The organism is Planococcus sp. TJ-301 (assembly GCF_058268475.1).
Genome location: NZ_JBZDOH010000001.1, coordinates 151746 through 176330 on the forward strand (window position 1 = coordinate 151746; position 24585 = coordinate 176330).

The following is a 24585-nucleotide window of genomic DNA, read 5'->3' on the forward strand; positions in this document are numbered from 1 at the left end:
TAAGCTTTATAAAAACAAGAGAGTTAAAAGAATATACTTTTCGTGCAGATACGGAGCAAAACTGCTCCAACTTCCGCGGACTAGCGAAGTGTCGAAATCCACTCAGGCGTCAGCACGAGTTAGTTCTGCGCAAGCCCTCAGGAAAGCGGGGCTGTTTTGCGGAATATCGATATATTAAAATTTAAAATCTAATGAATAAGTTTGCTAAAGACAAGTCATATTACTGGAGGCTTATCATGAACAAAAAAATCATTATCAGAACGCTTGAGAAAATAGCGGTTTATATGGAAATCAAAGGGGAAAACCCGTTTAAAGTCAGTGCTTTCCGCAAAGCCGCACAAGCGCTGGAACTGGATCAGCGCAGCTTGGATGAAATCGAAGATGTGACGAAGCTGAAAGGCATCGGCAAAGGCACTGGGGAAGTCATTGCGGATTTGATCGCAACGGGCAAGTCATCTGTGCTTGAGGAATTGCAGGAAGAAGTCCCAAAAGGACTGATACCGTTATTGAAATTGCCAGGCATGGGCGGCAAAAAGATTGCGAAATTGTATAAAGAGCTAGGGATTGATTCTGCGGAAGCCTTAAAACAGGCTTGCCTGAATCACGAAATCCAAAAGCTGCCGGGCTTCGGCCCGAAATCCGAAGACAAGATTTTAAAAGAATTGACCGATTTCGAGTCAAAACCGGGACGCCATCCGATTTGGAAAACAGAAGAAGCGGTTAAATTCGTTGAAGAGATTCTTGAGGCAATCGATGGCATCAGCGAGTATTCTGTTGCCGGCAGCTACCGCCGTACGAAAGAAACCAGCAAAGACCTCGATTTCATCATTGCAACGTCGGACCCTAAAACGGTCAAAGACAAGCTGCTCGCAGCATTGCCTGTCCAAGAGACAATTGCGTCGGGCGATACGAAGGTATCGGTGACTGTTGAATTCCAGGATCTTATCGATATTGATTTCCGTTTGGTGGCACCGGAGGAGTTCATTACCGCGCTTCATCATTTTACGGGCTCGAAAGACCATAATGTGCGGATGCGCCAATTGGCAAAATCACAAAACAAGAAAATCAGCGAATACGGTGTGGAACAGCCGGACGGTTCAGTCGCGACGTTCAGTTCTGAAGCTGACTTTTACGCTCATTTCGGTTTGCCGTTCATTCCGCCTTCTGTTAGGGAAGACGGCCGGGAAATCGATCGGCTTGAAGAATTGCCGAATTTGGTGGTCCTCGAAGACATCACAACCGATTTGCACATGCATACGACATGGTCGGACGGCGCGCATTCGCTGCCGGAAATGGTGGAAGCCGTGCGCAGCAAGGGCTATAGCTATATGGCCATTACTGACCATTCACAATACCTGAAAGTGGCAAATGGATTGACGCCGGAGCGCTTGTTGCAGCAGAACGCGGAAATCCGTGAGCTGAATAAAAAATACAGTGATTTCGACATTTTGTCCGGAACGGAAATGGATATATTGCCGGACGGCTCGCTCGATTTTGCCGATGAAGTGCTGGGACAACTTGACTTTGTTATTGCCAGCATCCATTCGAGTTTCCAGCAGCCTCGTGAACAGATTATGGAACGCATCCTGACAGCGATGAAAAATCCGCTTGTCGATATGATTGCCCATCCAACAGGCCGCATTGTCGGCCAGCGCGGCGGCTATGATCCGGATGTCGAACAATTGCTCGACTGGGCAAAAGAATACGGTAAAATCGTTGAATTGAATGCCAGCCCATACCGATTGGACTTAGCCGTTGAATACTTGGAAATGGCTCAGGAAAAAGGTGTGCCTGTGGCGATCAACACGGACGCCCACGCGGCCGAGCAGCTTGAGGTCATGGCCATCGGGGTAAGGCATGCCCAAAAAGCCTGGCTGAAGAAAGACAATGTCGTTAACACGTGGCCGTTGGATCGGCTGCGTGCGTTTATCAAAAAGTAGGAGGTGTCCCGCGTGATTGCAGAACGCGCTTTAAGAACACTGGAATTTTACAAAATCCGCAGCGAAGTGGCGCGGTATTGCACGTCTTCACTCGGCAAAGCACATGTCGACGCATTATTGCCGTCGATTGAAATAAATGAAGTAAACCGCCTGCTGGAAGAAATGGATGAAGGGGCGGCAATCATCCGCACCAAAGGCAATGTGCCGATGGGTGGGATTTTTGATATCCGCATGCACGCGAAACGCGCACAAATCGGCGGTTCATTGAGCCCAATGGAATTGATGGAAGTATCGTCGACCATCCGTGCCAGCCGGATCTTGCGCCAATTCTTCGAAAGCATTCGGGAAGAAGGTGCTATCTCGATTCCGCATTTCCTTGCGAAAAAAGAGGCGATGCCGATTTTGACGCAATTGGAACACGATATTAATATGTGCATCGATGACAATGGCGGGGTGCTCGACAGCGCTAGCCCCGGCCTTCGGATTATACGCCAGCAATTGCGCGCTCAGGAAAGCCGGGTCCGTGAACGACTGGAAAGCCTGGTGCGCGGCAAAAACGCAGCGAAAATGCTGTCGGATACAATTGTCACAATTCGCAACGACCGCTTCGTCATCCCGGTCAAACAAGAATACCGCAGCCATTACGGCGGCATTGTCCATGACCAGTCGTCATCGGGCCAGACTTTGTTCATCGAACCGGATGCGGTCGTGCAAGCGAATAATGAAGTGCGGCGTTTGAAAATGAAGGAAAAAGAAGAGATTGACCGTATTCTCCAGATGCTTTCTGCACAAGTACAGGAAGTCGCTCATGAGTTGTTTGGGCTGGTCGAAGTGCTCGGTGAATTGGACCTCGTTTTCGCAAAAGCGAAATACGGAGCGGCCCATAAATGCACGAAGCCTGAGATGAACACGGAAGGCTATATCAAATTGAAAAAAGCGCGGCATCCATTGATTCCAGCTGATGAAGTGGTGGCAAACGATATCGAATTCGGACGCGACATCACGGCAATCGTCATTACCGGACCGAACACGGGCGGTAAAACGGTAACGCTGAAAACCGTTGGGCTGTTTACGCTGATGGCGCAAGCGGGCATTCCTGTCCCGGCGTTGGACGGTTCAGAGCTTGCAGTATTCGATCAGGTATTTGCCGACATCGGCGATGAACAATCGATCGAGCAAAGCTTGAGTACATTTTCATCTCATATGGTTAACATCGTCGACATCCTGTCGAAGTTCGACAGTAATTCATTGGTCATCTTTGATGAACTCGGTGCCGGCACGGATCCGCAGGAAGGGGCTGCGCTTGCAATATCGTTGCTCGATGAAGTCCATGGCCGAGGAGCGCGTGTCATTGCGACAACCCATTACCCGGAATTGAAGGCTTATGGCTATAACCGGCCAGGCGTTGCGAACGCCAGCGTTGAATTCGATGTGGAAACATTAAGCCCGACTTACCGCTTGTTGATTGGCGTCCCTGGGCGCAGCAACGCGTTTGAAATTTCGAAGCGCCTCGGTTTGCCAGAGCACATTATCAGCCACGCCAAGAGCTTTACTGGCACTGACCGCAGCGAAGTCGATTCGATGATTGCTTCACTTGAAAAGAGCCGCAGAGATTCTGAACAGGACGCTGAACGATCGGCTGAATTACTTGCCGAAGCGGAACATTTGAAAAAAGACCTCGAGCAGCAATTGAAGGATTACGAGAACCAGAAAGAGAAACTTGAAGATAAAGCAAAAGAAAAAGCGCGCAAAATCGTGGAAGAAGCTACGCGCGAAGCTGAAACGGTCATGTCCGAACTGCGCAAGATGCAGATGAACCAATCGTCTGGCGTCAAAGAACATCAATTGATCGAAGCGAAAAAACGCCTCGAGGCGGCCATGCCAGAGAATCGTGTGCTGAAAAAAGCCGCGAAAGCGAACCAGCAACATGTTCTGAAAGTGAATGATGAAGTGAAAGTCATTTCATTTGGCCAGAAAGGCACGTTGGTGGAAAAAGTGTCGGACAAAGAATGGATTGTCCAGATCGGCATCCTAAAAATGAAGCTCGCGGAATCCGATCTGTCTTATACGAAACCTGAAAAACAGAAAGAGACGCGGACGATGGCGACGCTGCAAAACCGCGACAGCCACGTCAAGCTCGAACTCGACTTGCGCGGCGAACGCTACGAAGATGCCTTGATGCAGGTTGAAAAGTACATTGATGATGCGTTATTATCGAATTATCATCAAGTGTCAATCATCCATGGAAAAGGGACAGGTGCATTGCGGCAAGGAGTCCAGCAATACTTGAAAAAACATCCGAGGATCAAAGGCTATCGTTTCGGTGAAGCGGGCGAAGGCGGATCGGGTGTCACGATTGCTGAGTTGAAGTAAGTTATATAGGGGAGAAATGAGAATGTCGGAAACTGGTTTTTGGACCCATCCGCTCGTTGAAACAGCTGGATATTTCAGTGTAGTCGTGCTGTGCTTGATCGTTTCAATGGTACTTTTTGAAATCGTCACGAAATACAAGAACTGGGAAGAAATTAAAAAAGGGAATGTTGCGGTTGCTATGGCGACAGGCGGCAAAATCTTCGGAGTGACGAATATCTTCCGCTTTTCAATCGAACAGCATAATTCCTTAGCAGAAATGATCGGCTGGGGCTTATACGGTTTTGTGCTGTTGATATTCGCTTATCTATTGTTTGAATTCCTGACCCCCCGATTTAAAGTGGACGAAGAAATAGAAAATGATAACCGTTCCGTCGGCTTTATCTCCTTGACGATTTCTGTCGGGCTGTCATTTGTCATCGGAGCAAGTATTTCATAGGAGTTGTAAACGATGGAAAACCTCATCAAAATACTGTTCGTGTTTTGCGTGCTGTTTGTAATAGTGGGAGTCATCTTCCTTTTTGTTTTTTAAATAAGCTGGCTGCCCGGAAAGTCGTTCTGACTTTTCTGGGCAGTTTTTGTTTTTTATGGAGCTTGTCAGAGATAAAAGGGCACTTTCGCATTTCTTGATGTCCAGCTGCAGTGCCCAGCCCCTCGAGTCGCTTCAGAGGGTCCTGCAATGGCAAAGGGCGCCATTACCGGCCGTGCTTCCAGCGCTAGTCGGACCTATACGGGCACTTTCGCTTTTCTTGTTGAAAGCCATTTCAATGTCGATTATAATAAAAGTAGGAATATTTTCACTATTCTTTATTTTAAAAGGAGGAAAAAAGAATGACAGAGAAACCGTGGCTCGCTCATTATCCGCCAGAAATTCCTCACACGCTTCAATATCCGAGTATGCCGGTTCAGGAGTATTTAACTCAGGCCCACGAGCAGTTTCCGGAGAAAGTCGCCATCCATTTCCTAGGGAAAGATGTGACGTACAACGAACTGTTTGATTCGGCGATGAAATTTGCGAGTTATTTGCAGAAGCTCGGGATCCAAAAAGGGGACCGCGTTGCGATCATGCTGCCAAACAGCCCGCAGGCAGTCATCAGTTTCTACGGCATCTTGTATGCAGGCGGTGTTGTAGTCATGACGAACCCGCTTTATACGGAACGTGAAATTGCGTACCAGATGAACGATGCTGGAGCACGTTTGATCGTAACGCTGGATCTTTTGTACCCGCGCGTTGCTAAAGTGCTGAAAGAGACGAAACTGGAAAATGTTGTGGTCACGGCGATTAAAGACTATCTGCCATTCCCGAAAAACATCATTTATCCGTTCATTCAAAAACGCCAGACCGGCCTCAGCGTGAAAGTCGAACATCGCGGCATCAACCATAAATTCCTGGAGATCATGAAAATCGCCTTGGGCGATGTTAAAAAGCCGGAATTTGATTTCGAACACGATTTGGCATTGCTGCAATACACTGGCGGCACGACCGGATCACCGAAAGGCGTCATGCTGACGCATAAGAACCTGATATCCAATGCGACAATGTGCGATGCCTGGCTTTATAAATCCAAAAAAGGCGAAGAGACAATCTTAGGCATTATCCCGTTATTCCACGTCTACGGCTTGACGACGGTTCTTATTCTTTCAGTTATGCAGGGCAATCGGATGGTGCTGCTTCCGAAATTCGATCCTGAAACGACTTTGAAGACCATCAATAAACAAAAACCGACATTATTCCCGGGTGCACCGACCTTGTACATTGGCTTGATGAACCATCCGGACATTGCGAAATACGATTTGTCTTCCATCGAAGCATGTTTAAGCGGATCCGCTCCGTTGCCAGCAGAAGTGCAGGAGAAGTTTGAGAAAATCACAGGCGGTAAATTGGTAGAAGGCTACGGCTTGACCGAAACATCGCCAGTTAGCCACTCGAACCTCGTCTGGGGCGAACGCACAAAAGGATCGATCGGTTATCCTTATCCGGATACCGACAGCAAGATCTTCTTGCCGGGCACGACGGAAGAAGTACCGCATGGTGAAATCGGCGAAATCGCAATCAAAGGCCCGCAAGTGATGCAAGGCTATTGGAACCGCCCAGATGACACCGCCGCTACAATTGTCGACGGATGGCTGCTGACTGGAGATCTCGGCTACATGGATGAAGAAGGTCATTTCTTCATTGTCGACCGCAAGAAAGACATGATCATCGCCGGTGGATTCAATATCTATCCACGCGAGATAGAAGAAGTGCTATATGAGCATGAAGCAGTACAAGAATGTGTCGTAGCTGGAATTCCGGATCCGTACCGCGGAGAAACAGTAAAAGCTTACATTGTTTTGAAAGAAGGGTATACTGTAACAGAAGAAGAATTCGATAAGTATTGCCGCGAACACTTGGCGTCATTCAAAGTGCCGCGCATTTACGAGTTCCGCAAAGAATTGCCGAAGACGGCAGTAGGGAAAATCCTGCGGCGGTCGCTGGTCGACGAAGAGCGCGCAAAACAGAGCGAAGCGATTCCTTCTTAAGCGATAGAGCGCATTAAAGCTTGACACAATATTCCTTAAACTATAATATGAAAATATGAATGAACCGCCATTCATATTTTCATATTTTTTTGGGTGGTGATGAATTGGTAAAGAAGGATAAACCGAAATACAAGCAAATCATCGATGCGGCCGTAATCGTAATTGCTGAAAATGGCTACCATCAAGCGCAGGTGTCGAAAATCGCAAAACAGGCAGGCGTCGCAGATGGCACCATTTACTTATATTTCAAGAACAAAGAGGACATCCTGATATCGGTCTTTCAGGAAAAGATGGGGCTGTTCGTCAGCAAGCTGGGAGATATCCTCGAACAGGAAGTGTCCGCTTCGGACAAGCTGCAGTTGATGATCCAAAGCCATTTCGATTTGCTTGCGAATGATCTGCACCTTGCCATCGTCACCCAACTGGAGCTCCGGCAATCGAACCATGAGCTCCGTATAAAAATAAATGGCGTGTTGAGGGAGTATTTATTATTAATGGACAAAATCCTGATCAATGGGATGGAGACCGGGGAATTTGATAAAGATATGGATATCCGTTTAGCAAGGCAAATGGTTTTTGGTACAATGGATGAGACCATCACCACCTGGGTGATGAATGAACACAAATACGATTTGGTCAGTTTGGCGCCAAAAGTTCATCGGCTATTGATGAAGGGTATGCGTGCATAAGAGAGGGGCTTATCGAATGGAATTTATCAGTTGGAAAAAAGAGGACGGCGTTGCAATTGCGACCATCAACCGTCCGCCAGCGAACGCGTTATCGCGTTCACTTATCCTCGAAGTCGGCAACTTGCTTGATGAGGTAGCGGAGGACGAAGAAGTCCGCGCAATCGTCCTTCACGGAGAAGGCAGATTCTTTTCAGCCGGGGCAGACATCAAGGAATTCATTGAAGTAAGTTCAGGCGAAGAATTCTCGAAGCTTTCAGCGAGCGGACAAGCAGTTTTTGAAAGGCTGGAAACGTTCCATAAGCCAGTACTGGCAGCTATTCATGGAGCGGCTCTGGGCGGAGGCCTGGAACTGGCGATGAGTTGCCATATGCGATTTGTCACTGAAAATGCTAAACTGGGATTACCGGAGTTACAGCTAGGGCTGATTCCCGGTTTTGCAGGCACACAGCGGCTTCCGAGATATGTCGGCGTAGCGAAAGCGGCCGAAATGCTATTGACGAGTGATCCAATTACAGGAACGGAAGCAGCTCAGCTTGGGCTGGCTAACCGCGCCTACCCTGAAGCAGACTTGCTTTCGGAAACGCTTACAATCGCGAAGAAAATTGCGAAAAAGAGCCCGGTTTCCGTGAAAGCGGCAATCGACATGCTCCAATACGCAAAACCTGCTTCTTATTATGAAGGGGTTAAAGCGGAAGCCGGATCATTCGGGACGGTATTTGTTTCGGAAGACGCTAAAGAAGGCATCCAGGCATTTCTGGAAAAAAGACAGGCACAATTCAAAGGGAAATAATACTTGGGAGGTTTACGTTCATGAACATTTATGTATTAGTAAAACGCACTTTCGACACAGAAGAAAAATTGGTGATTTCCAACGGCCAGATTCAGGAAGACGGCGCGGAATTCATTATCAATCCTTACGACGAGTACGCGATTGAAGAAGCGATCACAGTACGCGACGCGCACGGCGGCGAAGTGACTGTCATCACAATGGGTGGAGAAGAAGCCGAGAAGCAGCTTCGCACAGCGTTGGCGATGGGAGCGGACAAAGCCGTTCTGATCAACACGGAAGATGACGTAGAAGAAATGGACCAGTTTACTTCAGCATACATATTAGCTGAGTACCTGAAAGATAAAAGCCCGGACTTGATCCTTGCAGGTAACGTTGCAATCGATGGCGGTTCAGGCCAAGTCGGACCGCGCGTTGCTGACTTGCTAGGCATTAACTACGTGACGACAATCACAGACCTTAAAATCGACGGCACAACTGTAACAATCACAAGAGACATCGAAGGCGACGCGGAAGAGCTTGAAACGTCATTGCCATTGCTAGTAACTGCACAGCAAGGCTTGAACGAGCCCCGCTACCCGTCACTGCCAGGAATCATGAAAGCGAAGAAAAAGCCGCTTGAAGAACTGGAATTGGATGACCTCGACATCGAAGAAGACGATGTTGAAGCAAAAACAGAAACAATCGAAATCTACTTGCCGCCTAAAAAAGCTGCAGGCCGCGTACTACAAGGCGACCTTTCAGCTCAAGTCACTGAACTAGTCGGCTTGTTGCGCAACGAAGCAAAAGTCATTTAATCCAATAAAATCGTTTAGATAAATCATTCCAAGCATTTTCACATCTACTTAGGGGGTATACGGACAATGGCAAAAAAAGTATTAGTATTGGCGGAAACGCGCGAAGGCGCTTTGCGCAACGTATCATTTGAAGCGATTGCCGCTGCGAAGCAAATGTCGGGCGGAGGAGAAGTGGTTGCGGTCTTATTGGGAGACGCAGTCAGCGAATTCGGACAAGAATTAGTGAACTTTGGTGCAGACCGTGTTGTAACGGTTGAACACCCGCATTTAAAGCATTATACATCTGACGGCTATGGCCAGGCATTCATGGCTGTTGTGGAGCAGGAAAACCCAGAAGCATTGGTTTTCGGACATACAGCAGTCGGTAAAGACTTGTCTCCAAAAATCGCTTCTAAGCTTCAAACAGGTTTGATCTCAGACGTCACGTCAATCGAAGGCGAAGGCGACGACGCAGTATTCGTCCGTCCGATCTATTCAGGCAAAGCGTTTGAAAAAGTGAAAAACAAAGAAGGCGTATCATTTATTACTGTCCGCCCGAACAACATCACACCACTTGCAAAAGAAGAGCGCACAGGCGACATCTCTTCATTATCAGTAGATATCACAAACTTGCGCACAATCATCAAAAACGTTGTCCGCAAATCGACTGAAGGCGTTGACTTGTCAGAAGCCAAAGTAATCATAGCAGGCGGACGCGGCGTCAAGAGTGCAGACGGTTTCGCACCGTTGCAAGAACTTGCCAACCTTTTAGGTGGCGCAGTCGGCGCATCCCGCGGAGCATGTGATGCGGACTATGTCGATTACTCCCTGCAAATTGGGCAAACAGGCAAAGTCGTAACACCTGACCTATACATTGCTGCTGGCATCTCAGGCGCAATCCAGCATTTGGCAGGCATGTCCAACTCGAAAGTCATCGTTGCCATCAACAAAGATCCAGAAGCGAACATTTTCAAAGTAGCGGATTACGGCATCGTCGGAGATTTGTTCGAAGTAATCCCAATGTTGACTGAAGAATTCAAAAAAGTAATGTAATAAAACAAGCCTGGCAGAAATGCCGGTTTAGAATTATAAGAAAGGGCTGTCGAGAAAATTTCGGCAGCCTTTTATTTTTGCTTCAATACACTTTCTTGTATTAAGACTAGCGCAGCAATGTAAAGACAGAAGAACGCTTTCCGATTCATTCAAGGGTAAAACTTAATAAAGAATTATTTTTTAGTTGAAAACCTTGAAAGATATACTGTCAGTATTTCAATGTTATTTCCCGATATGAAGCGACTGAGGAGGCTTGGCGCTCGCCCGCGGCAAGCGTAGCTGTTTTGCGGAATATCGTATTAAAGAAGGATGCCGCTGCACATTTTGGTACTCAGAAAATTTCCTCGTTTATTCCGATAAAATTAGGGTAATTAATCAATAGGCATATAAATAGCTAGACCATTTAGCGCATGATATAATCGTTTTAGATTTTGTTTATAACCCAAGGAGGAATTATTAATGGCTATCGTAAAAGGAACAGACCAAAACTTTTCACAAGAAATTTCTGAAGGCCTAGTACTAGTAGACTTCTGGGCTGCATGGTGCGGACCTTGTAAAATGATCGCTCCAGTACTTGAAGAACTGGATGCAGATATGAACGGCAAAGTGAAAATCGTGAAAGTGGACGTGGATGAAAACCAAGGCACTGCCAGCGAATATGGCATTATGTCAATTCCAACACTTCTTTTGATGAAAGACGGACAGCCAGTAGATAAAGTTGTCGGCTTCCGCCCTAAAGAAGCATTGGCTGAATTGGTTAACCAACACGCATAATTCTTAACCGGGTCCAGAAATGGCACCCGGTTTTTTAATAGGGTGAGAAAATGGCAAACACATTGATCCAGCATAAATTAGCAATCCTGCCTGATCAACCAGGCTGTTATTTGATGAAAGACCGGCAAAACACGGTCATTTACGTCGGCAAGGCAAAAGTGCTGAAAAACCGTGTGCGTTCGTATTTCACGGGCAGCCATGATGCGAAAACGCAGCGGCTCGTCGGTGAAATCGAGGATTTCGAATACATTGTCACGTCCTCAGACATCGAAGCATTGATCCTTGAATTGAATTTGATCAAAAAACACGATCCCAAATACAACATCATGCTCAAAGACGATAAATCCTATCCGTACTTGAAAATCACAGGCGAGCGCCATCCAAAGCTCATTACGACACGGCAAGTGAAAAAAGACAAAGGCAAGTATTTCGGACCTTATCCGAATGCATACGCAGCCAGCGAAACGAAAAAGTTGCTGGATCGGATTTATCCGCTGCGAAAATGTTATACAATGCCGGACCGAGCGTGCCTTTATTACCATATGGGGCAATGTTTGGCGCCTTGCATTAAACCGGTTGAGAAAGAGACGTACCAGGAAATGATCGACAACATTACAAAATTCCTGAACGGCGGCTTCCGCGAGGTCAAACAAGACCTGATCGAGAAGATGTCCGAAGCGGCTGAAAATCTGGAATTCGAACGGGCGAAAGAATACCGCGATCAGATTGCGCATATCGAAACCGTCATGGAAAAACAAAAAATGGCGATGAATGATTTTACCGACCGCGATATCTTCGGCTATGCCGTCGATAAGGGATGGATGTGCGTTCAGGTCTTTTTTGTGCGTCAAGGCAAGCTGATTGAACGTGACGTGTCGCTGTTTCCGTTATACCGCGATCCGCAGGAAGAATTCCTGACGTTCATTGGCCAGTTCTACGAGCAGCCGCATCATGTCAAACCGAATGAAGTGCTGTTGCCGGAAGGCGTCGACGCGGAATTGATCCGCGAATGGCTGAAGATCCGGGTGTTGGTACCACAGCGCGGCAAGAAAAAGGATTTATTGCAGCTCGCGAAAACAAACGCGGAAATCGCCATCAAAGAAAAATTCGGGCTGCTCGAACGACAGGAAGAGCGGACAATCGGAGCTTGCGAAGAATTAGGCACCGCAATGAACATTGCCACGCCGCTGCGCATCGAAGCTTTTGATAACTCGCATATCCAAGGGGCAGACGCAGTGTCGGCGATGATCACGTTCATCGATGGCAAACCGTCGAAAAAAGATTATCGCAAATACAAAACGCGCAATGCCTCGAAGCCCGATGATTACGCAGCGATGCGTGAAGTTATCCGCCGGCGCTATACGCGCGTCTTAAAAGACGGTCTGCCGCTGCCTGACTTGATCGTTATCGATGGAGGCAAGGGTCAGATCGAATCTGCCCGTGAAATCGTGGAGGATGAACTCGGGCTGTCTATTCCAATTGCCGGTCTCGCAAAAGATGCAAAGCACCAGACTTCGCATCTACTGTACGGGGATCCTGTTGAAGCAGTGCCGCTGAAACGCACGAGCGAAGCGTTCTACCTGCTGCAGCGCATCCAGGATGAAGTCCATAGATTCGTCATTACGTTTCACCGCCAGCTGCGCGGCAAAAACTCGATCCAGTCCGCATTGGACGATTTGGAAGGGGTCGGGCCGAAACGCAAACAGCAGTTATTGAAGCATTTCGGTTCTGTAAAGCGCATCAAAGAAGCAAGCAAGGAAGACTTGAAAGAAGCGGGCATGCCGGACAAGCTGGCGGATCAGATCCTAAAGCATTTTTCGCAGCAATCGTTGCCAGCTGAACAATAACGTGTTATCGTAAAAACATATATAGATCACTTGGAAAAGTGATGATAGAGGAGCGGGCGTCAAAAGTAGCCATTCGGAGATTTGCAGAATCTGTGAGGAATGGGGAAAGGGGCGGTCGCCGAAGTGTACGGATTCTTGCAAATCCGTGTGCTGGTCCGGCATTTAAGAAATGCCGGGCTGTCAGAGTCAATCTCTGGAGGGCTATCTCACATGGACGTTTTTTATTCGTGCATGACGAAAGAGGTAGTTTGCCGGCAATCCGGCGAGCTGCCTTTTTTATTGTCTAGCCGTGCTGCCGTTTCGGCCAGCTCGGCATTCATGTTGAGGGCCACTTACATTATGGGAGTGGATTGAATGGAAACTGTAGTCATGAAGTTTGGCGGAACATCCGTCGCAACACCAGAAAAAATCATCGGGGTCGCAAAACGTGCGATTCGTGAAAAAGAAAAAGGGCTGCGCGTCGTCATTGTCGTATCGGCGATGGGCAAGACCACGGACACGCTGCTGCAATTGGCGGGGGACATTTCGGCGGAGCCTCCGAAGCGGGAAATGGACATGCTGCTCGCGACCGGCGAGCAAGTGACGATTGCGCTGCTTGCGATGGCATTCAAGATGCTTGGCCACGAAGCATTGTCGTTCACAGGCTGGCAGGCCGGGATTGAAACGGAATCCGTGCCGCGCAACGCCCGCATCGAACAGATTCATACAGAGCGCATCGAACAGGCGCTGACCGATGGATACTTTTGTGTTGTTGCCGGATTCCAGGGCGTCGACAAAATCGGCAACATCACGACACTGGGCCGCGGAGGCTCAGATACGACGGCTGTCGCGCTTGCTGCTGCCTTGCATGCTGACAAATGCGAAATCTACACCGATGTCGACGGCGTTTACACATCCGATCCGCGCTTCGTGACGGGCGCGCGCAAGCTGGAGCAGATTTCCTACGATGAAATGCTTGAGCTGGCGAATCTGGGTGCCGGCGTCCTTCATCCTCGCGCAGTTGAATTTGCGAAAAACAACCATGTCCCTTTATCGGTCCGCGCAAGTTATTCGGATGAACCGGGAACAATCATACAAGAGGTGATCACTGTGGAAAAAAATCTGATTGTCAGAGGCGTGGCGTTCGAATCCGGAATCGCCCGCGTGACGGTTAATTATAAAAAAGCGTTCAATGGCTCGCTCGCGAACATTTTTACGACATTGGCGAAACACCATATTGATGTTGACATCATCGTCCAAAGCATTACTGACGAATTGCCGCCATCGGTGTCGTTTTCGATCAAAGAGGACAGCCTGGAGGAAACACGCCGAGTTTTGCTTGAGCGCCAGGAGGAAATTGGATTTCTGTCGGTGACATATGAAGTCGGCTTATCCAAAGTTTCCATCGTCGGCTCCGGCATGGTGTCCAATCCCGGTGTTGCTGCCCAAATGTTTGATATTCTTCGTATAGAAGGCATCCCTGTGAAAATGGTATCCACTTCGGAAATCAAGATCTCCGTTGTTGTACCGGAAACGGACATGAAACTCTCCGCCAATGCACTTCATGATGCTTACGGATTATCCCGTTAATAAAAAGGCAAGTCCCGCAGTTAAGCGGGACTTGCTTTTTAAATGCTTCTCAGCCGGCATCCGGGATGTCGTCAGAGAAAAATGCCAGCACTTGCTGGAGGTCATTCGTCTTGGCGCAGCTTACAAACTGCTGCAAAGGGACAGGAAGGTGGCTGATGATTTTTTTATTGGTCCAGCTGGAGAGGCAGCGGTTCAATTCGCTGAGCCAGGCCTTCTTTTCACCTTTGCTAATAATGGAGGAAGCCAACGAAACGCTGCGTCCAGTCGTGAATTCTTTTTTCAAGTATTTTGCAATCAGCAAATCTTGATGTGCTTGGTTTTTGATGTAGCGTTTGATGATCTGCACCGATTGATCCAGTGTACCGTAATAATCGGAAGGGGAGGCAGGCATGATCGAAGCATGTTCTTTATCGGAATGGTTGACGACGTAATAGCAAGGGTAGTCGGCAACGATGGAAATGATGTCAGCGAGAATATAGGCATGGACCATGAAAGGCTGATCCTCGGCAGTGCAGATGCCAACCGGAAAGCGGATTCCTTTTTTGAGGAGGAATTCCTTGCGGAACATTTTAGTCGGCCCTATGGCATCAAATACATCGGATTGGAGTGCGGTCGTTTTGGTTTGGTTGTGATGGAACATGGATTGGGCGACGCCGCGGCCATTGACGCCGATGAACTTTCCAAGAACGATATCGGAACCGTTGTCTACAGCCATCCGGTGCATGCGCTCGAGTGCTTCTTCCCCAAGGAAGTCGTCAGCATCGACAAAGAAAATGTATTCTCCTCGAGCTTCCGAAATGATTGTATTGCGCGGTGCGCCGGGTCCACCGGTATTGGTTTGGTGAATGGTTCGGATATTGGAATGCTGGATGGAATAGGAATCCAATACAGCGGCTGTAAGGTCTGTGGAACCGTCATTGACAACGATGATTTCAATCCCATCCTGTGGCATCGTCTGTTTCAGGATAGAATCAATGCAGCTGTGGATATGGCGTTCGCCATTGTAAACCGGAATGCCAATAGTAATTAAAATATTTGTCATTAAATATCCCCTTCGAAAAATGCTTATCCAGGATATGGATTAAAGTGTGAATTACCTGAACTATTCTGATTTCACACTACAATTAAATAACGGATTCCGGAAGAGCCGTTGTTCTTAGGCTAAAAGGAACAGCAGGAGAAAAAACCTGTACCTAAGATCTCAGGCAGTTTCAGACCTTATCGCGAAGGTCTGTTTTTAATGTGATGCGGATGCCTTTTTTCTTGCCCAGAGACTCGTCAAAAGCTTCTGTCATAAAACCGTCAATATTCTGTTTTTGCTGTGCCAAAAATCCGGCTTCAAGCTTGAAGCAGCGCTGCTCCAACCCAGGCGCAGCAAGGTGGAAGGCGGTTTCGCCCTTGGATGACCGTTCAATTTTCAGCTCCCCAAAATGGGCTTGGCGGAAAAAGTCCGGTGCGTCGTCCATCGTCGCGAGCGGGAATTTGCGGGCCAGCGATTTGCCGGCCCAGTAAAGGATGTCCGCTTCGTGGCGCCCGAGAATATCAGGAATCACGTGATTCCGAAGAACTTCCTGGCCGAATTGGCCGTTAAAATCTGTGTCTGTGACAGTCATATTGAACCCACTTTCAGTATAATAAATTACAGGATGGAACTGCTGGAATAAGGCTAGTTGCCTTGACGCTCCTAATGGTGCGGAGTACAATAAATATGTCATATTATTGTATCATGATGATAATTGCAGTCAATGGATGCTTTCGTAACATATCGATTGCTCTTTTTGCTGCCCATTAACGCCTAAGGGAGGTAAAATTTTGGATAATCGAGAATTTTTAATGCGCAGGCTGCACTCACTATTGGGAATCATTCCAATCGGATTGTTCTTGACGCAGCACTTAATCGTCAACCATTTTGCGACACAAGGCGAGGAAGCGTTTAACACAGCTTCCCATTTCATGGCGAGCTTGCCGTTCGTAATCTTCTTGGAGATCTTCGTTATTTATTTGCCGTTGATGTATCATGCGTTCTACGGGTTATACATAGCGTTCACTTCGAGAAATAATGTGGGGCATTACAGCTACATGCGCAACACATTGTTCGTGGCACAGCGCTATACAGGGATTTTCCTGGTAATCTTCATCGCTTGGCACGTGTTTGAAACACGCTTCCAAGTCGCTATCGGCAATGCAGCTGAGGCAGATTTCAACATGATGGCAAACATCCTCGACAACCCAGCTATGGTGGTATTCTACATTTTGGGTGTTATGGCAGCGACGTTCCACTTGGCGAACGGCCTATGGTCATTCCTGGTTACTTGGGGAATCACGCAGTCTGAAAAGGCACAGAAATACTCAACGTACTTCACGTTGCTTGTATTTGTCGTCTTGTCTATTATCGGCATCAGAGCGCTACTCGCGTTCGTTTAATAAAATTTCGATTATTGGTGAACTAAAAGAGGAGTGAATACCATAATGGCGAAAGGCAAACTTACTATCGTAGGAGGCGGCCTTGCCGGCTTGATGGCTGCTATTAAAGCGGCAGAAGCAGGCTCACCCGTCGACCTATTCTCAATCGTTCCTGTAAAAAGATCTCACTCGGTTTGTGCGCAGGGCGGGATCAATGGAGCGGTAAATACAAAAGGTGAAGGGGATTCCCCTGACATTCACTTTGATGACACCGTTTACGGCGGCGATTTCCTGGCTAACCAAAAACCGGTTAAAGCGATGACAGATGCTGCACCGGAAATCATCCGTTTGCTTGACCGCATGGGCGTCATGTTTAACCGTACGCCTGAAGGCCTTTTGGACTTCCGCCGTTTCGGCGGCACGATGTACCACAGAACAGCTTTCGCAGGTGCAACAACTGGCCAGCAATTGCTTTACGCTTTGGACGAGCAAGTTCGGCGCTTTGAAGTAGCTGGGCTTGTAACGAAATACGAAGGATGGGAATTCCTTGGCCTAGTCCTTGATGATGCAGGCGTCAGCAAAGGGATTACAGCCCAAAACATGTCGACAATGGAAATTCGTGCGTTCCGCGCGGATGCCGTTATCATGGCAACTGGCGGACCTGGAATCATCTTCGGTAAATCAACGAACTCTGTTATCAACACAGGATCAGCTGCTTCAATCGTTTATCAGCAAGGAGCTTATTATGCGAACGGCGAATTTATCCAAATTCACCCGACGGCAATCCCAGGCGACGATAAACTGCGCTTGATGTCAGAATCAGCGCGTGGAGAAGGCGGCCGTATCTGGACTTATAAAGATGGCAAGCCTTGGTACTTCCTGGAAGAAAAATATCCGGCATACGGAAACCTGGTACCGCGTGATATCGCGACGCGGGAAATCTTCGATGTCTGCGTTAACCAGAAACTTGGGATCAATGGCGAAAACATGGTCTACTTGGATCTTTCCCATAAAGACCCGCATGAATTGGATGTTAAGCTTGGCGGAATCATTGAAATTTACGAGAAATTCACTGGTGACGATCCACGCAAAGTACCGATGAAGATCTTCCCGGCAGTTCATTATTCAATGGGCGGCCTGTGGGTTGACGACCATCAAATGACAAGCATCCCTGGCGTTCTTGCGGCAGGCGAATGCGATTACTCCCAGCACGGTGCAAACCGTTTGGGCGCAAACTCTCTATTGTCCGCTATCTATGGCGGAATGGTAGCAGGGCCATATGCAATCCAGTACATGAAAGGCTTGGACGTTTTGGCTGAAGACCTTCCATCGGATATCTTCGACAGAGCCCAAGTGGAAGAGCAGCGCAAATGGGAAGAAATTCTTGCGTTGAACGGTACGGAAAATGCATATGTCCTGCATAAAGAGCTTGGCGAGTGGATGACGGACAACGTAACAGTTGTACGCTACAATGACCGCCTGCAAAAAACGGATGAAAAAATCCAGGAATTGCTGGAGCGTTTCAATCACATCAACATCACTGATACTCAACTTTGGAGCAACCAGGGCGCAATGTTCACGCGTCAGTTGAAAAATATGCTGCATTTAGCACGAGCTATCACTATCGGAGCGCTTATGCGCAACGAAAGCCGCGGCGCCCATTACAAACCGGACTTCCCGGAGCGTAATGATGAGGAATTCTTGAAAACGACAATGGCGAAATTCAATGGCTACGATGCGCCGATCTTCCATTACGAAGAAGTTGACTTTTCATTGATTCCGCCGCGTAAACGTGACTATTCAGCGAAAGCATAGCACTTAGAAAGGAGCTAATTTACCATGGGTGAAGCAGCAAAAACGGTTATATTTGAAGTCGAACGCAGAAACTCTACGGATGAAAATTCGTATTGGGAGAAGTTCGAATTAGCATATCGTCCAAACATGAATGTCATCTCGGCATTGATGGAAATCCGACGCAACCCTGTCAACATGGAAGGGAAAACAACAACCCCGGTAACATGGGACATGAACTGTCTTGAGGAAGTTTGTGGAGCTTGTTCTATGGTCATCAATGGCAAAGCTCGCCAATCTTGTACGGCGCTTGTCGACCAATTGGAACAGCCGATTCGCCTTCAGCCTATGAAAACATTCCCTGTAGTCCGCGACTTGATCGTCGACCGCAGCCGTATGTTCGACTCGCTGAAAAAAGTTAAAGCATGGGTGCCAATCGATGGCACGCATGATTTGGGCGAAGGCCCGCGGATGCCTGAGCGGAAACGCCAATGGGCATACGAATTATCAAAATGCATGACTTGCGGCGTATGCTTAGAAGCATGCCCGAACGTCAACGATAAATCCGACTTCATCGGACCGGCGCCACTTTCACAAGTGCGTCTTATGAATGCCCATCCGACAGGTGCCATGAACCGTGATGAGCGTTTAAACTCAATCATGGGTGAAGGCGGTCTTGGCGGATGCGGCAACTCTCAAAACTGTGTTGAATCTTGCCCTAAAGGAATTCCTTTGACAGCTTCAATCGCAGCATTGAACCGCGACACAACGGTTCAAATGTTCCGCAACTTCTTCGGAAGCGATAATAATGTTTGATTGAAATGAAAAGCGGAAACGGCCGTTTAGGTTCGAAAGGCATAAGGCAGACCAGCGAAGTGGCGTTCTTTGCCGCACAGTTGGGTTGGCTTATGACCCAAGAACCTGGCCGTTGGAGCTAGACAATGAAAAGCGGAAACGGCCGTTTAGGTTCGAAAGGCATAAGACAGGCCAGCGAAGTGGCGTTCTTTGCCGCACAGCTGGATTGGCTTATGACCCAAGAACCTGGCTGTTGGAGCTAGACATTGAAAAAGATAGACCCTGCTTATGCGGGGTTTTTTTCTATCTATTTTTAGCTGCATGTCCCCAATAGACCATTATTTGCTATACTAAGAAAACAAAGTGCAATGGAGGACTTGAAATGAAAGCGAATTACATAGTAGATCGAGAAAACTGGCAAAATGGATTCGACTTTTCTGTGCCGGTGCAAGTCCGATTTTCGGAAACCGATATGTTCGGGCACGTCAATAATACGGTACCCATCACGTATTTCGAATTCGCTCGCATCGAATATTTGAAAAGCCTCGGTCTTATGCAAAACTGGCTGGCTAAAGGCGATGGATTGATGCCGGTAGTGGCGGATATGCAAGTAGATTACGTGCAGCAGGTCTTTTTCGATGAAACATTGGCGGTCCATGTAAAAGCAGAGAAAGTTGGCAATTCTTCGGTCGATATCCATTATTGGGTGACCAATGAAGCGGGACAGTCTTGTTTCACGGGACGCGGCATCATGGTCCAGATCTCAAAAGATACGGGCAAAGGCCATCCATGGACCCAAGAGGAAAAGCAATTATTTACAGCAAAAAGGTTAATATCAACAAAAAAATAAGCGGATTCTTGCCATATCCATAAAAAACCTTCACTATAGAGAGAAGGATACTTAGCCAAGGAGTGTTGAATTCTATGAATGAAAATGCCAAACAAAATCTCCATGACCCGGAACGGGTAGCGTTTATGGAAAAAGAACTTCGTTACATTTCGGGCATCATTAAGCAAAAAGGCCGCGAAATCTTGAATTCCTATACCATTACACCGCCGCAGTTTATTGCTTTGCAATGGCTTTTTGAGCACGGGGATATGACAATCGGAGATCTTTCCAACAAGATGTACCTGGCGTTCAGCACAACAACTGACTTAGTGGACCGCATGGAAAAGAATGAACTTGTGGTGCGCATCCGCGAAGAGCAGGACCGTCGTGTTGTCCGCATCAAGCTTTTAAAAGAGGGCGAACGGATCATTGAAGAAGTGATTAAAAAGCGCCAGGATTACTTGGAAAATGTGCTGGCCAATTTCAGCGAAGAAGAAGCAGGGCAATTTTCAATGCTTCTTGAGAAGCTCCATACAAACATGAAATAGGATAGTGGTGATTTGAACATGAATGCGCCCATAGGTGTTATCGATTCCGGGGTAGGCGGACTGACCGTAGCCAAGGAAATAATGAAATTATTGCCGAATGAACAGATTTTCTATATAGGCGACAATGCGCGCTGCCCATACGGACCCCGCTCACTGCAAGAAGTGAAGAAGTTTACGTGGCAGATGGCACAGGCGCTGATGAAGAAAAAAATCAAGATGCTGGTGATTGCGTGCAATACAGCAACTGCTGCAGCGTTGGACTCCCTTCAGAAAAAACTGCCGATTCCCGTAATCGGTGTCATTTTTCCAGGAGCCCGCGCAGCCATCAAATCTTCTCCGGGGAAGAATATTGCGGTCCTTGGCACGCTTGGGACTGTCCAGAGCGGCGCTTACGAAAAAGCTGTGAAGTCGCTCGTTTCTTCGTCGAATGTTGTTCAATTGGCGTGCCCGAGATTTGTTCCGCTCGTGGAAAGTGATGAGTACGAAGGGGAATTTGCCCGCAAAATGGTGAAGGAAACATTGTCCCAGCTTGAAGGGGAAGTTTTTGACACAGCTATTTTGGGCTGCACCCATTACCCGTTGCTGCAAGACTTTATCGAAGGTGTGTTTGGCAGTGGGGTGAAAGTGTTGTCATCCGCCGAGGAGACAGCGAAAGACGTTGAGCGCCACTTGCGCTTCAAAGGCGAGCTTTCAAATCGCACCAAGCCGCCAGTCCACCATTTCTATACGTCTGGATCGATTCCCATCTTCCGGTCAATTATCCGGAAATGGCTTGGCATTGAAGAACCATTCGTCCATTCCATACGTTTTCCCAAAACCTGACGGCTTACGCCGCCAGGTTTTTTTGGTCGAGCTTCCGCAAATATGGTAATCTAATGATGTAGAGTTGAGGAGGAAATTTAAATGAATAGAATTGATGGCAGACATACGGGCGAACTGCGACCGGTGCAGATGGATACAGAGTATTTGATACATCCAGAAGGGTCGGTCCTGATTACAGTTGGACAGACGAAAGTGATTTGTACGGCAACGATTGAGGAGAAGGTCCCACCGTTTTTAAGAGGCCAAGGCAAGGGCTGGGTCACTGCCGAATATTCGATGCTGCCACGTGCGACCAATTCACGCAATCGCCGTGAATCGTCGCAAGGCAAAGTGGGTGGACGCACGATGGAGATTCAGCGCTTGATCGGCCGTGCACTCCGCGCTGTAGTTGATTTGGAAAAGCTGGGAGAACGCACGCTTTGGATTGATTGTGATGTCATCCAGGCTGACGGCGGAACGCGTACGGCTTCCATTACTGGCGCTTTCGTTGCTATGACGATGGCGATCGGGGAATTGGACTTGCCGGCTTTCCCGGTAACAGACTTCCTGGCGGCGACAAGCGTAGGCATCGATGATGAAATTGGTGCCATCCTGGATTTGAACTATGTCGAGGATTCTACGGCAGAAGTGGATATGAACCTGGTTATGACAGGGGCGGGCCATTTCGTCGAATTGCAGGGCACCGGGGAAGAGTCGACATTCACCCGCGCACAACTCAACGAATTGCTGGACCTTGGCGAAGCAGGCATTAGACAGTTGATTGAAATGCAAAAACAGGCACTCGGGAGTATTGCTCTCCGGGTCGGGGAAGAGGTGAATTCTAACCTATGAAACAAGTGATCATTGCAACACAAAACTTGGGCAAGGCAAAGGATTTTGAAGCACTGTTCCGTCCATATGGCTATGAAGTTTTGACATTGCGCGACATCGCAGAAGAAATTGACGTCGAAGAAACAGGCACCACTTTTGAAGAAAATGCCATCCTAAAAGCGGAAACCGTTGCGAAACTCCTCAACACAGCCGTAATCGCAGACGACAGCGGACTGGAAATTGATGCATTGAACGGCGAACCTGGCGTTTATTCAGCGCGCTATGCTGGCGGCGAAAGAAGCGACAGCGCCAATATCGACAAAGTGCTCGAGAAAATGAAAGGCATTCCGGAAGAAAAACGCCATGCGCGTTTCAGGTGCGTTCTTGCAATTGCGGTTCCCGGCAAAGAAACGAAGACATTCTCGGGTTCTTGCGAAGGCTATATTATTGAAGAACGCTTTGGCGAAAATGGTTTCGGCTATGACCCGATCTTCTGGGTACCATCTGAGGGACGGACATTGGCTGAGCTGCAGCCACAGGAAAAAGCGGCCATTTCGCATCGCGGCAATGCCATGAGAGAAATGCAACTGTCGTTGTCAAAGTTGCTCAACGGCTTTAAAGAATAGCAGAAAATCAATTTAATGTTTTTGCAAAATAGCATTGACTTTTTATGAAATCATTTCTATAATTAAAATTGTCTTTCGTTGGAGAATCTATTCCAAAAGAAAGCCATGTCCCAGTAGCTCAGCTGGATAGAGCAACGCCCTTCTAAGGCGTCGGTCGGGAGTTCGAATCTCTCCTGGGACGTTATAGAAATGACTACATAATAATATGGCAAACCCCTTTGATCCATTTTGGATCGGAGGGGTTTTCCTATTGCTGAAAAAATAATTTTAAGGGTGCGGAATATTCAGAATAATAATGTTAAAATAAAAGTAAATTTAACTTCTGGAAAAGGAGGTCGAACCGCAAACATCTAATCTTTGCAGGAGCGGTAAAGAGCTTTCGCATAAAATGGCGAAAATGTGAAAAAGATTGAAAATAAACGCTCCTGAAACATGAACCTGAGTTCATGTTTTGCGCGCGAGCGTGTTATTCTAAGTACTAGAGGTGACGAAATGCCGAACGATAATTTAGTCGGAGATTTTCCGACATTTCCGAAACAACAACGATCAAAGCTAAAAAGGGAGGCATTGATCGAAAGTGCCAAATCCCTCTTTATCGAAAAGGGCTACGAACACACGACGGCAAAAGAGATTGCTGCGAGAGCCCATGTTGCCACCGGCACATTTTACCGATATTTCTCAGACAAGCGGCAATTATTGATGTCGCTCATAGAAAATCAGCTGGAAGACATCATGCCGCTTGATCTCGAATGGAAAAGCGGCGATCCCGAAAAGCTATTGGCTGGGCGCCTTGAAATGCATTACCACAAAATGAACGAATCGAATTTAAGAAAACTGATGCCGGAGCTGATGATTCGCGATGCCGAACTGGCAGCCGTAGTCAAAGACGCAAAAGCACATATGCATAAAAAAGTGCTGCAGCATCTTCAAAAGCTTCAGCGAAAAGGGCTCATGTGGCCGGATATCGATATCGGAACATTGACATGGTGCCTGCAGTCGCTGCTCGAAAAATTACAGGTCCGCAACAGCGAAGGCTTGGATGTGGATTATCAGCAGTTTGCGAAAGTGTTCTGCCGCACGCTGTTCCCCCCGGATATCATCAAACAGATGAAGGAAGGCACATTAAACGAAAGGAATGTGACATGATGAAAGCGAAATTATTTACCGCGACGAGCAACACCTCCTGCCGGAAAGCGATTGCATGGCTCAACGAATACAACATCCCTTACACTGAAAAAAACATCTCGGTCACACCGATTACCGTTGAAGAAATTCAGGAGATTTTGTCGCTGACGGATGAAGGCACAGAGGAAATCATTTCGAAAAAAGCCTACGCCATCAAAAAACTGAAAGTCGACCTTGATACCTTGTCTATGCCGGAGCTGTATGAAGTCATTCAAGGAAACCCGGGCATTTTGCGTCTGCCGATCCTCCATGACGGCAAAAAATTGCAAGTCGGATACAACGACGACGAAATTCGACAGTTCTTGCCGCGTTGGTTCCGTATCAGCCAATTCCAGAAGCTAAAAGCGATTCCCCATTGAGGTGGAACTTGCGAATAAATGTGATCAGAAGACCAACGTTTGGTTTTCTCGCAAAAACCCGTTATGGTATTATAAATAGTACAAATGGG

At 47.6% G+C, this 24585-nt stretch carries 24 protein-coding genes, 1 tRNA gene and 1 riboswitch; of the genes, 23 read left to right on the forward strand and 2 right to left on the reverse strand.

Annotation, left to right across the window (positions count from 1 at the left end):
• The first annotated feature begins 236 nt into the window (after positions 1-236).
• The 12 genes from polX to AC4EHJ_RS00865 all read left to right on the forward strand — a co-directional run bounded on the left by polX (position 237) and on the right by AC4EHJ_RS00865 (position 14328).
• Positions 237-1940 carry a DNA polymerase/3'-5' exonuclease PolX gene (polX, locus tag AC4EHJ_RS00810; protein ID WP_490973708.1) on the forward strand — a complete coding sequence of 568 codons (1704 nt, stop codon included), beginning with the start codon at positions 237-239 and terminating at the stop codon, positions 1938-1940.
• Positions 1941-1952: 12 nt separating this feature from the next.
• Entirely contained in the window at positions 1953-4313 is a 2361-nt protein-coding gene (locus tag AC4EHJ_RS00815) for an endonuclease MutS2 (RefSeq protein ID WP_490973709.1), read from the forward strand.
• A 22-nt stretch (positions 4314-4335) separates the two neighbouring features.
• Positions 4336-4749 carry a DUF350 domain-containing protein gene (locus tag AC4EHJ_RS00820; protein WP_490973710.1) on the forward strand — a complete coding sequence of 138 codons (414 nt, stop codon included), beginning with the start codon at positions 4336-4338 and terminating at the stop codon, positions 4747-4749.
• Between the two features lie 392 nt (positions 4750-5141).
• The gene (locus AC4EHJ_RS00825) at positions 5142-6833 is read left to right on the forward strand and encodes an AMP-binding protein (protein WP_490973711.1); all 1692 of its coding nucleotides are present in this window, start codon (positions 5142-5144) and stop codon (positions 6831-6833) included.
• A 59-nt stretch (positions 6834-6892) separates the two neighbouring features.
• The gene (gene fadR / locus AC4EHJ_RS00830; protein WP_490973712.1) at positions 6893-7522 is read left to right on the forward strand and encodes a fatty acid metabolism transcriptional regulator FadR; all 630 of its coding nucleotides are present in this window, start codon (positions 6893-6895) and stop codon (positions 7520-7522) included.
• A 16-nt stretch (positions 7523-7538) separates the two neighbouring features.
• The gene (locus AC4EHJ_RS00835; protein WP_490973713.1) at positions 7539-8312 is read left to right on the forward strand and encodes an enoyl-CoA hydratase; all 774 of its coding nucleotides are present in this window, start codon (positions 7539-7541) and stop codon (positions 8310-8312) included.
• 20 nt (positions 8313-8332) lie between these two features.
• Positions 8333-9106, forward strand: coding sequence for an electron transfer flavoprotein subunit beta/FixA family protein (locus AC4EHJ_RS00840; protein ID WP_490973714.1), 774 nt, complete (start codon positions 8333-8335; stop codon positions 9104-9106).
• A 66-nt stretch (positions 9107-9172) separates the two neighbouring features.
• Positions 9173-10138, forward strand: a complete 966-nt coding sequence (locus AC4EHJ_RS00845; RefSeq protein WP_490973715.1) for an electron transfer flavoprotein subunit alpha/FixB family protein — start codon at positions 9173-9175, stop codon at positions 10136-10138.
• Positions 10139-10597: 459 nt separating this feature from the next.
• The gene (trxA, locus tag AC4EHJ_RS00850; protein ID WP_135500553.1) at positions 10598-10912 is read left to right on the forward strand and encodes a thioredoxin; all 315 of its coding nucleotides are present in this window, start codon (positions 10598-10600) and stop codon (positions 10910-10912) included.
• A gap of 50 nt (positions 10913-10962) precedes the next feature.
• Positions 10963-12759 (forward strand): excinuclease ABC subunit UvrC, encoded by a 1797-nt coding sequence (uvrC, locus tag AC4EHJ_RS00855; protein WP_490973716.1) that lies wholly within the window; start codon positions 10963-10965, stop codon positions 12757-12759.
• A gap of 37 nt (positions 12760-12796) precedes the next feature.
• A riboswitch (Lysine riboswitch) is annotated at positions 12797-12971 on the forward strand.
• Positions 12970-13113 carry a hypothetical protein gene (locus AC4EHJ_RS00860; RefSeq protein ID WP_490973717.1) on the forward strand — a complete coding sequence of 48 codons (144 nt, stop codon included), beginning with the start codon at positions 12970-12972 and terminating at the stop codon, positions 13111-13113. (Overlaps the previous riboswitch by 2 nt.)
• Positions 13114-14328: an aspartate kinase gene (locus AC4EHJ_RS00865; protein WP_490973718.1), complete on the forward strand. Its 1215-nt coding sequence runs from the start codon at positions 13114-13116 to the stop codon at positions 14326-14328.
• 49 nt (positions 14329-14377) lie between these two features.
• Here the strand turns inward: AC4EHJ_RS00865 and AC4EHJ_RS00870 are convergent, their stop codons facing one another.
• Positions 14378-15370: a glycosyltransferase family 2 protein gene (locus tag AC4EHJ_RS00870; RefSeq protein ID WP_490973719.1), complete on the reverse strand. Its 993-nt coding sequence runs from the start codon at positions 15368-15370 to the stop codon at positions 14378-14380.
• A gap of 169 nt (positions 15371-15539) precedes the next feature.
• Complete coding sequence (locus tag AC4EHJ_RS00875) at positions 15540-15941, reverse strand: DUF2507 domain-containing protein (RefSeq protein ID WP_490973720.1); 402 nt, start codon at positions 15939-15941, stop codon at positions 15540-15542.
• A gap of 196 nt (positions 15942-16137) precedes the next feature.
• Here AC4EHJ_RS00875 and AC4EHJ_RS00880 point away from each other — a divergent pair, with 196 nt between their 5' ends.
• The 11 genes from AC4EHJ_RS00880 to spx all read left to right on the forward strand — a co-directional run bounded on the left by AC4EHJ_RS00880 (position 16138) and on the right by spx (position 24496).
• Positions 16138-16752, forward strand: a complete 615-nt coding sequence (locus AC4EHJ_RS00880; RefSeq protein ID WP_490975594.1) for a succinate dehydrogenase cytochrome b558 subunit — start codon at positions 16138-16140, stop codon at positions 16750-16752.
• A gap of 45 nt (positions 16753-16797) precedes the next feature.
• Entirely contained in the window at positions 16798-18546 is a 1749-nt protein-coding gene (sdhA, locus tag AC4EHJ_RS00885; protein ID WP_490973721.1) for a succinate dehydrogenase flavoprotein subunit, read from the forward strand.
• 24 nt (positions 18547-18570) lie between these two features.
• Complete coding sequence (sdhB, locus tag AC4EHJ_RS00890; protein ID WP_490973722.1) at positions 18571-19338, forward strand: succinate dehydrogenase iron-sulfur subunit; 768 nt, start codon at positions 18571-18573, stop codon at positions 19336-19338.
• A gap of 361 nt (positions 19339-19699) precedes the next feature.
• Positions 19700-20167, forward strand: coding sequence for an acyl-CoA thioesterase (locus AC4EHJ_RS00895; protein ID WP_490973723.1), 468 nt, complete (start codon positions 19700-19702; stop codon positions 20165-20167).
• Positions 20168-20241: 74 nt separating this feature from the next.
• The gene (locus tag AC4EHJ_RS00900; protein WP_135500562.1) at positions 20242-20694 is read left to right on the forward strand and encodes a MarR family winged helix-turn-helix transcriptional regulator; all 453 of its coding nucleotides are present in this window, start codon (positions 20242-20244) and stop codon (positions 20692-20694) included.
• 18 nt (positions 20695-20712) lie between these two features.
• Positions 20713-21516, forward strand: coding sequence for a glutamate racemase (gene racE / locus AC4EHJ_RS00905; RefSeq protein WP_490973724.1), 804 nt, complete (start codon positions 20713-20715; stop codon positions 21514-21516).
• Between the two features lie 81 nt (positions 21517-21597).
• Positions 21598-22347, forward strand: coding sequence for a ribonuclease PH (rph, locus tag AC4EHJ_RS00910; protein ID WP_490973725.1), 750 nt, complete (start codon positions 21598-21600; stop codon positions 22345-22347).
• A complete protein-coding gene (locus AC4EHJ_RS00915) occupies positions 22344-22952 on the forward strand; it encodes an XTP/dITP diphosphatase (RefSeq protein ID WP_490973726.1) in 609 nt (202 codons plus the stop codon). The genes rph and AC4EHJ_RS00915 overlap by 4 nt, the downstream gene beginning before the upstream one ends.
• Positions 22953-23059: 107 nt before the next feature.
• Positions 23060-23133, forward strand: a tRNA-Arg gene (locus AC4EHJ_RS00920).
• Positions 23134-23444: 311 nt separating this feature from the next.
• Entirely contained in the window at positions 23445-24098 is a 654-nt protein-coding gene (locus AC4EHJ_RS00925) for a TetR/AcrR family transcriptional regulator (protein ID WP_490973727.1), read from the forward strand.
• A complete protein-coding gene (gene spx / locus AC4EHJ_RS00930; protein ID WP_135500567.1) occupies positions 24098-24496 on the forward strand; it encodes a transcriptional regulator Spx in 399 nt (132 codons plus the stop codon). The genes AC4EHJ_RS00925 and spx overlap by 1 nt, the downstream gene beginning before the upstream one ends.
• Positions 24497-24585 lie beyond the last annotated feature (89 nt).

What these genes read in the sequence shown, in the direction of transcription:
- polX (WP_490973708.1), top strand. Translation starts at nt 237, where the DNA reads ATGAACAAAAAAATCATTATCAGAACGCTTGAGAAAATAGCGGTTTAT.
- AC4EHJ_RS00820 (WP_490973710.1), top strand. Translation starts at nt 4,336, where the DNA reads ATGTCGGAAACTGGTTTTTGGACCCATCCGCTCGTTGAAACAGCTGGA.
- AC4EHJ_RS00825 (WP_490973711.1), top strand. Translation starts at nt 5,142, where the DNA reads ATGACAGAGAAACCGTGGCTCGCTCATTATCCGCCAGAAATTCCTCAC.
- fadR (WP_490973712.1), top strand. Translation starts at nt 6,893, where the DNA reads ATGAACCGCCATTCATATTTTCATATTTTTTTGGGTGGTGATGAATTG.
- AC4EHJ_RS00835 (WP_490973713.1), top strand. Translation starts at nt 7,539, where the DNA reads ATGGAATTTATCAGTTGGAAAAAAGAGGACGGCGTTGCAATTGCGACC.
- AC4EHJ_RS00840 (WP_490973714.1), top strand. Translation starts at nt 8,333, where the DNA reads ATGAACATTTATGTATTAGTAAAACGCACTTTCGACACAGAAGAAAAA.
- AC4EHJ_RS00845 (WP_490973715.1), top strand. Translation starts at nt 9,173, where the DNA reads ATGGCAAAAAAAGTATTAGTATTGGCGGAAACGCGCGAAGGCGCTTTG.
- trxA (WP_135500553.1), top strand. Translation starts at nt 10,598, where the DNA reads ATGGCTATCGTAAAAGGAACAGACCAAAACTTTTCACAAGAAATTTCT.
- uvrC (WP_490973716.1), top strand. Translation starts at nt 10,963, where the DNA reads ATGGCAAACACATTGATCCAGCATAAATTAGCAATCCTGCCTGATCAA.
- AC4EHJ_RS00860 (WP_490973717.1), top strand. Translation starts at nt 12,970, where the DNA reads ATGGACGTTTTTTATTCGTGCATGACGAAAGAGGTAGTTTGCCGGCAA.
- AC4EHJ_RS00865 (WP_490973718.1), top strand. Translation starts at nt 13,114, where the DNA reads ATGGAAACTGTAGTCATGAAGTTTGGCGGAACATCCGTCGCAACACCA.
- AC4EHJ_RS00870 (WP_490973719.1), bottom strand. Translation starts at nt 15,370, where the DNA reads ATGACAAATATTTTAATTACTATTGGCATTCCGGTTTACAATGGCGAA.
- AC4EHJ_RS00875 (WP_490973720.1), bottom strand. Translation starts at nt 15,941, where the DNA reads ATGACTGTCACAGACACAGATTTTAACGGCCAATTCGGCCAGGAAGTT.
- sdhA (WP_490973721.1), top strand. Translation starts at nt 16,798, where the DNA reads ATGGCGAAAGGCAAACTTACTATCGTAGGAGGCGGCCTTGCCGGCTTG.
- sdhB (WP_490973722.1), top strand. Translation starts at nt 18,571, where the DNA reads ATGGGTGAAGCAGCAAAAACGGTTATATTTGAAGTCGAACGCAGAAAC.
- AC4EHJ_RS00895 (WP_490973723.1), top strand. Translation starts at nt 19,700, where the DNA reads ATGAAAGCGAATTACATAGTAGATCGAGAAAACTGGCAAAATGGATTC.
- AC4EHJ_RS00900 (WP_135500562.1), top strand. Translation starts at nt 20,242, where the DNA reads ATGAATGAAAATGCCAAACAAAATCTCCATGACCCGGAACGGGTAGCG.
- racE (WP_490973724.1), top strand. Translation starts at nt 20,713, where the DNA reads ATGAATGCGCCCATAGGTGTTATCGATTCCGGGGTAGGCGGACTGACC.
- rph (WP_490973725.1), top strand. Translation starts at nt 21,598, where the DNA reads ATGAATAGAATTGATGGCAGACATACGGGCGAACTGCGACCGGTGCAG.
- AC4EHJ_RS00915 (WP_490973726.1), top strand. Translation starts at nt 22,344, where the DNA reads ATGAAACAAGTGATCATTGCAACACAAAACTTGGGCAAGGCAAAGGAT.
- AC4EHJ_RS00925 (WP_490973727.1), top strand. Translation starts at nt 23,445, where the DNA reads ATGCCGAACGATAATTTAGTCGGAGATTTTCCGACATTTCCGAAACAA.
- spx (WP_135500567.1), top strand. Translation starts at nt 24,098, where the DNA reads ATGAAAGCGAAATTATTTACCGCGACGAGCAACACCTCCTGCCGGAAA.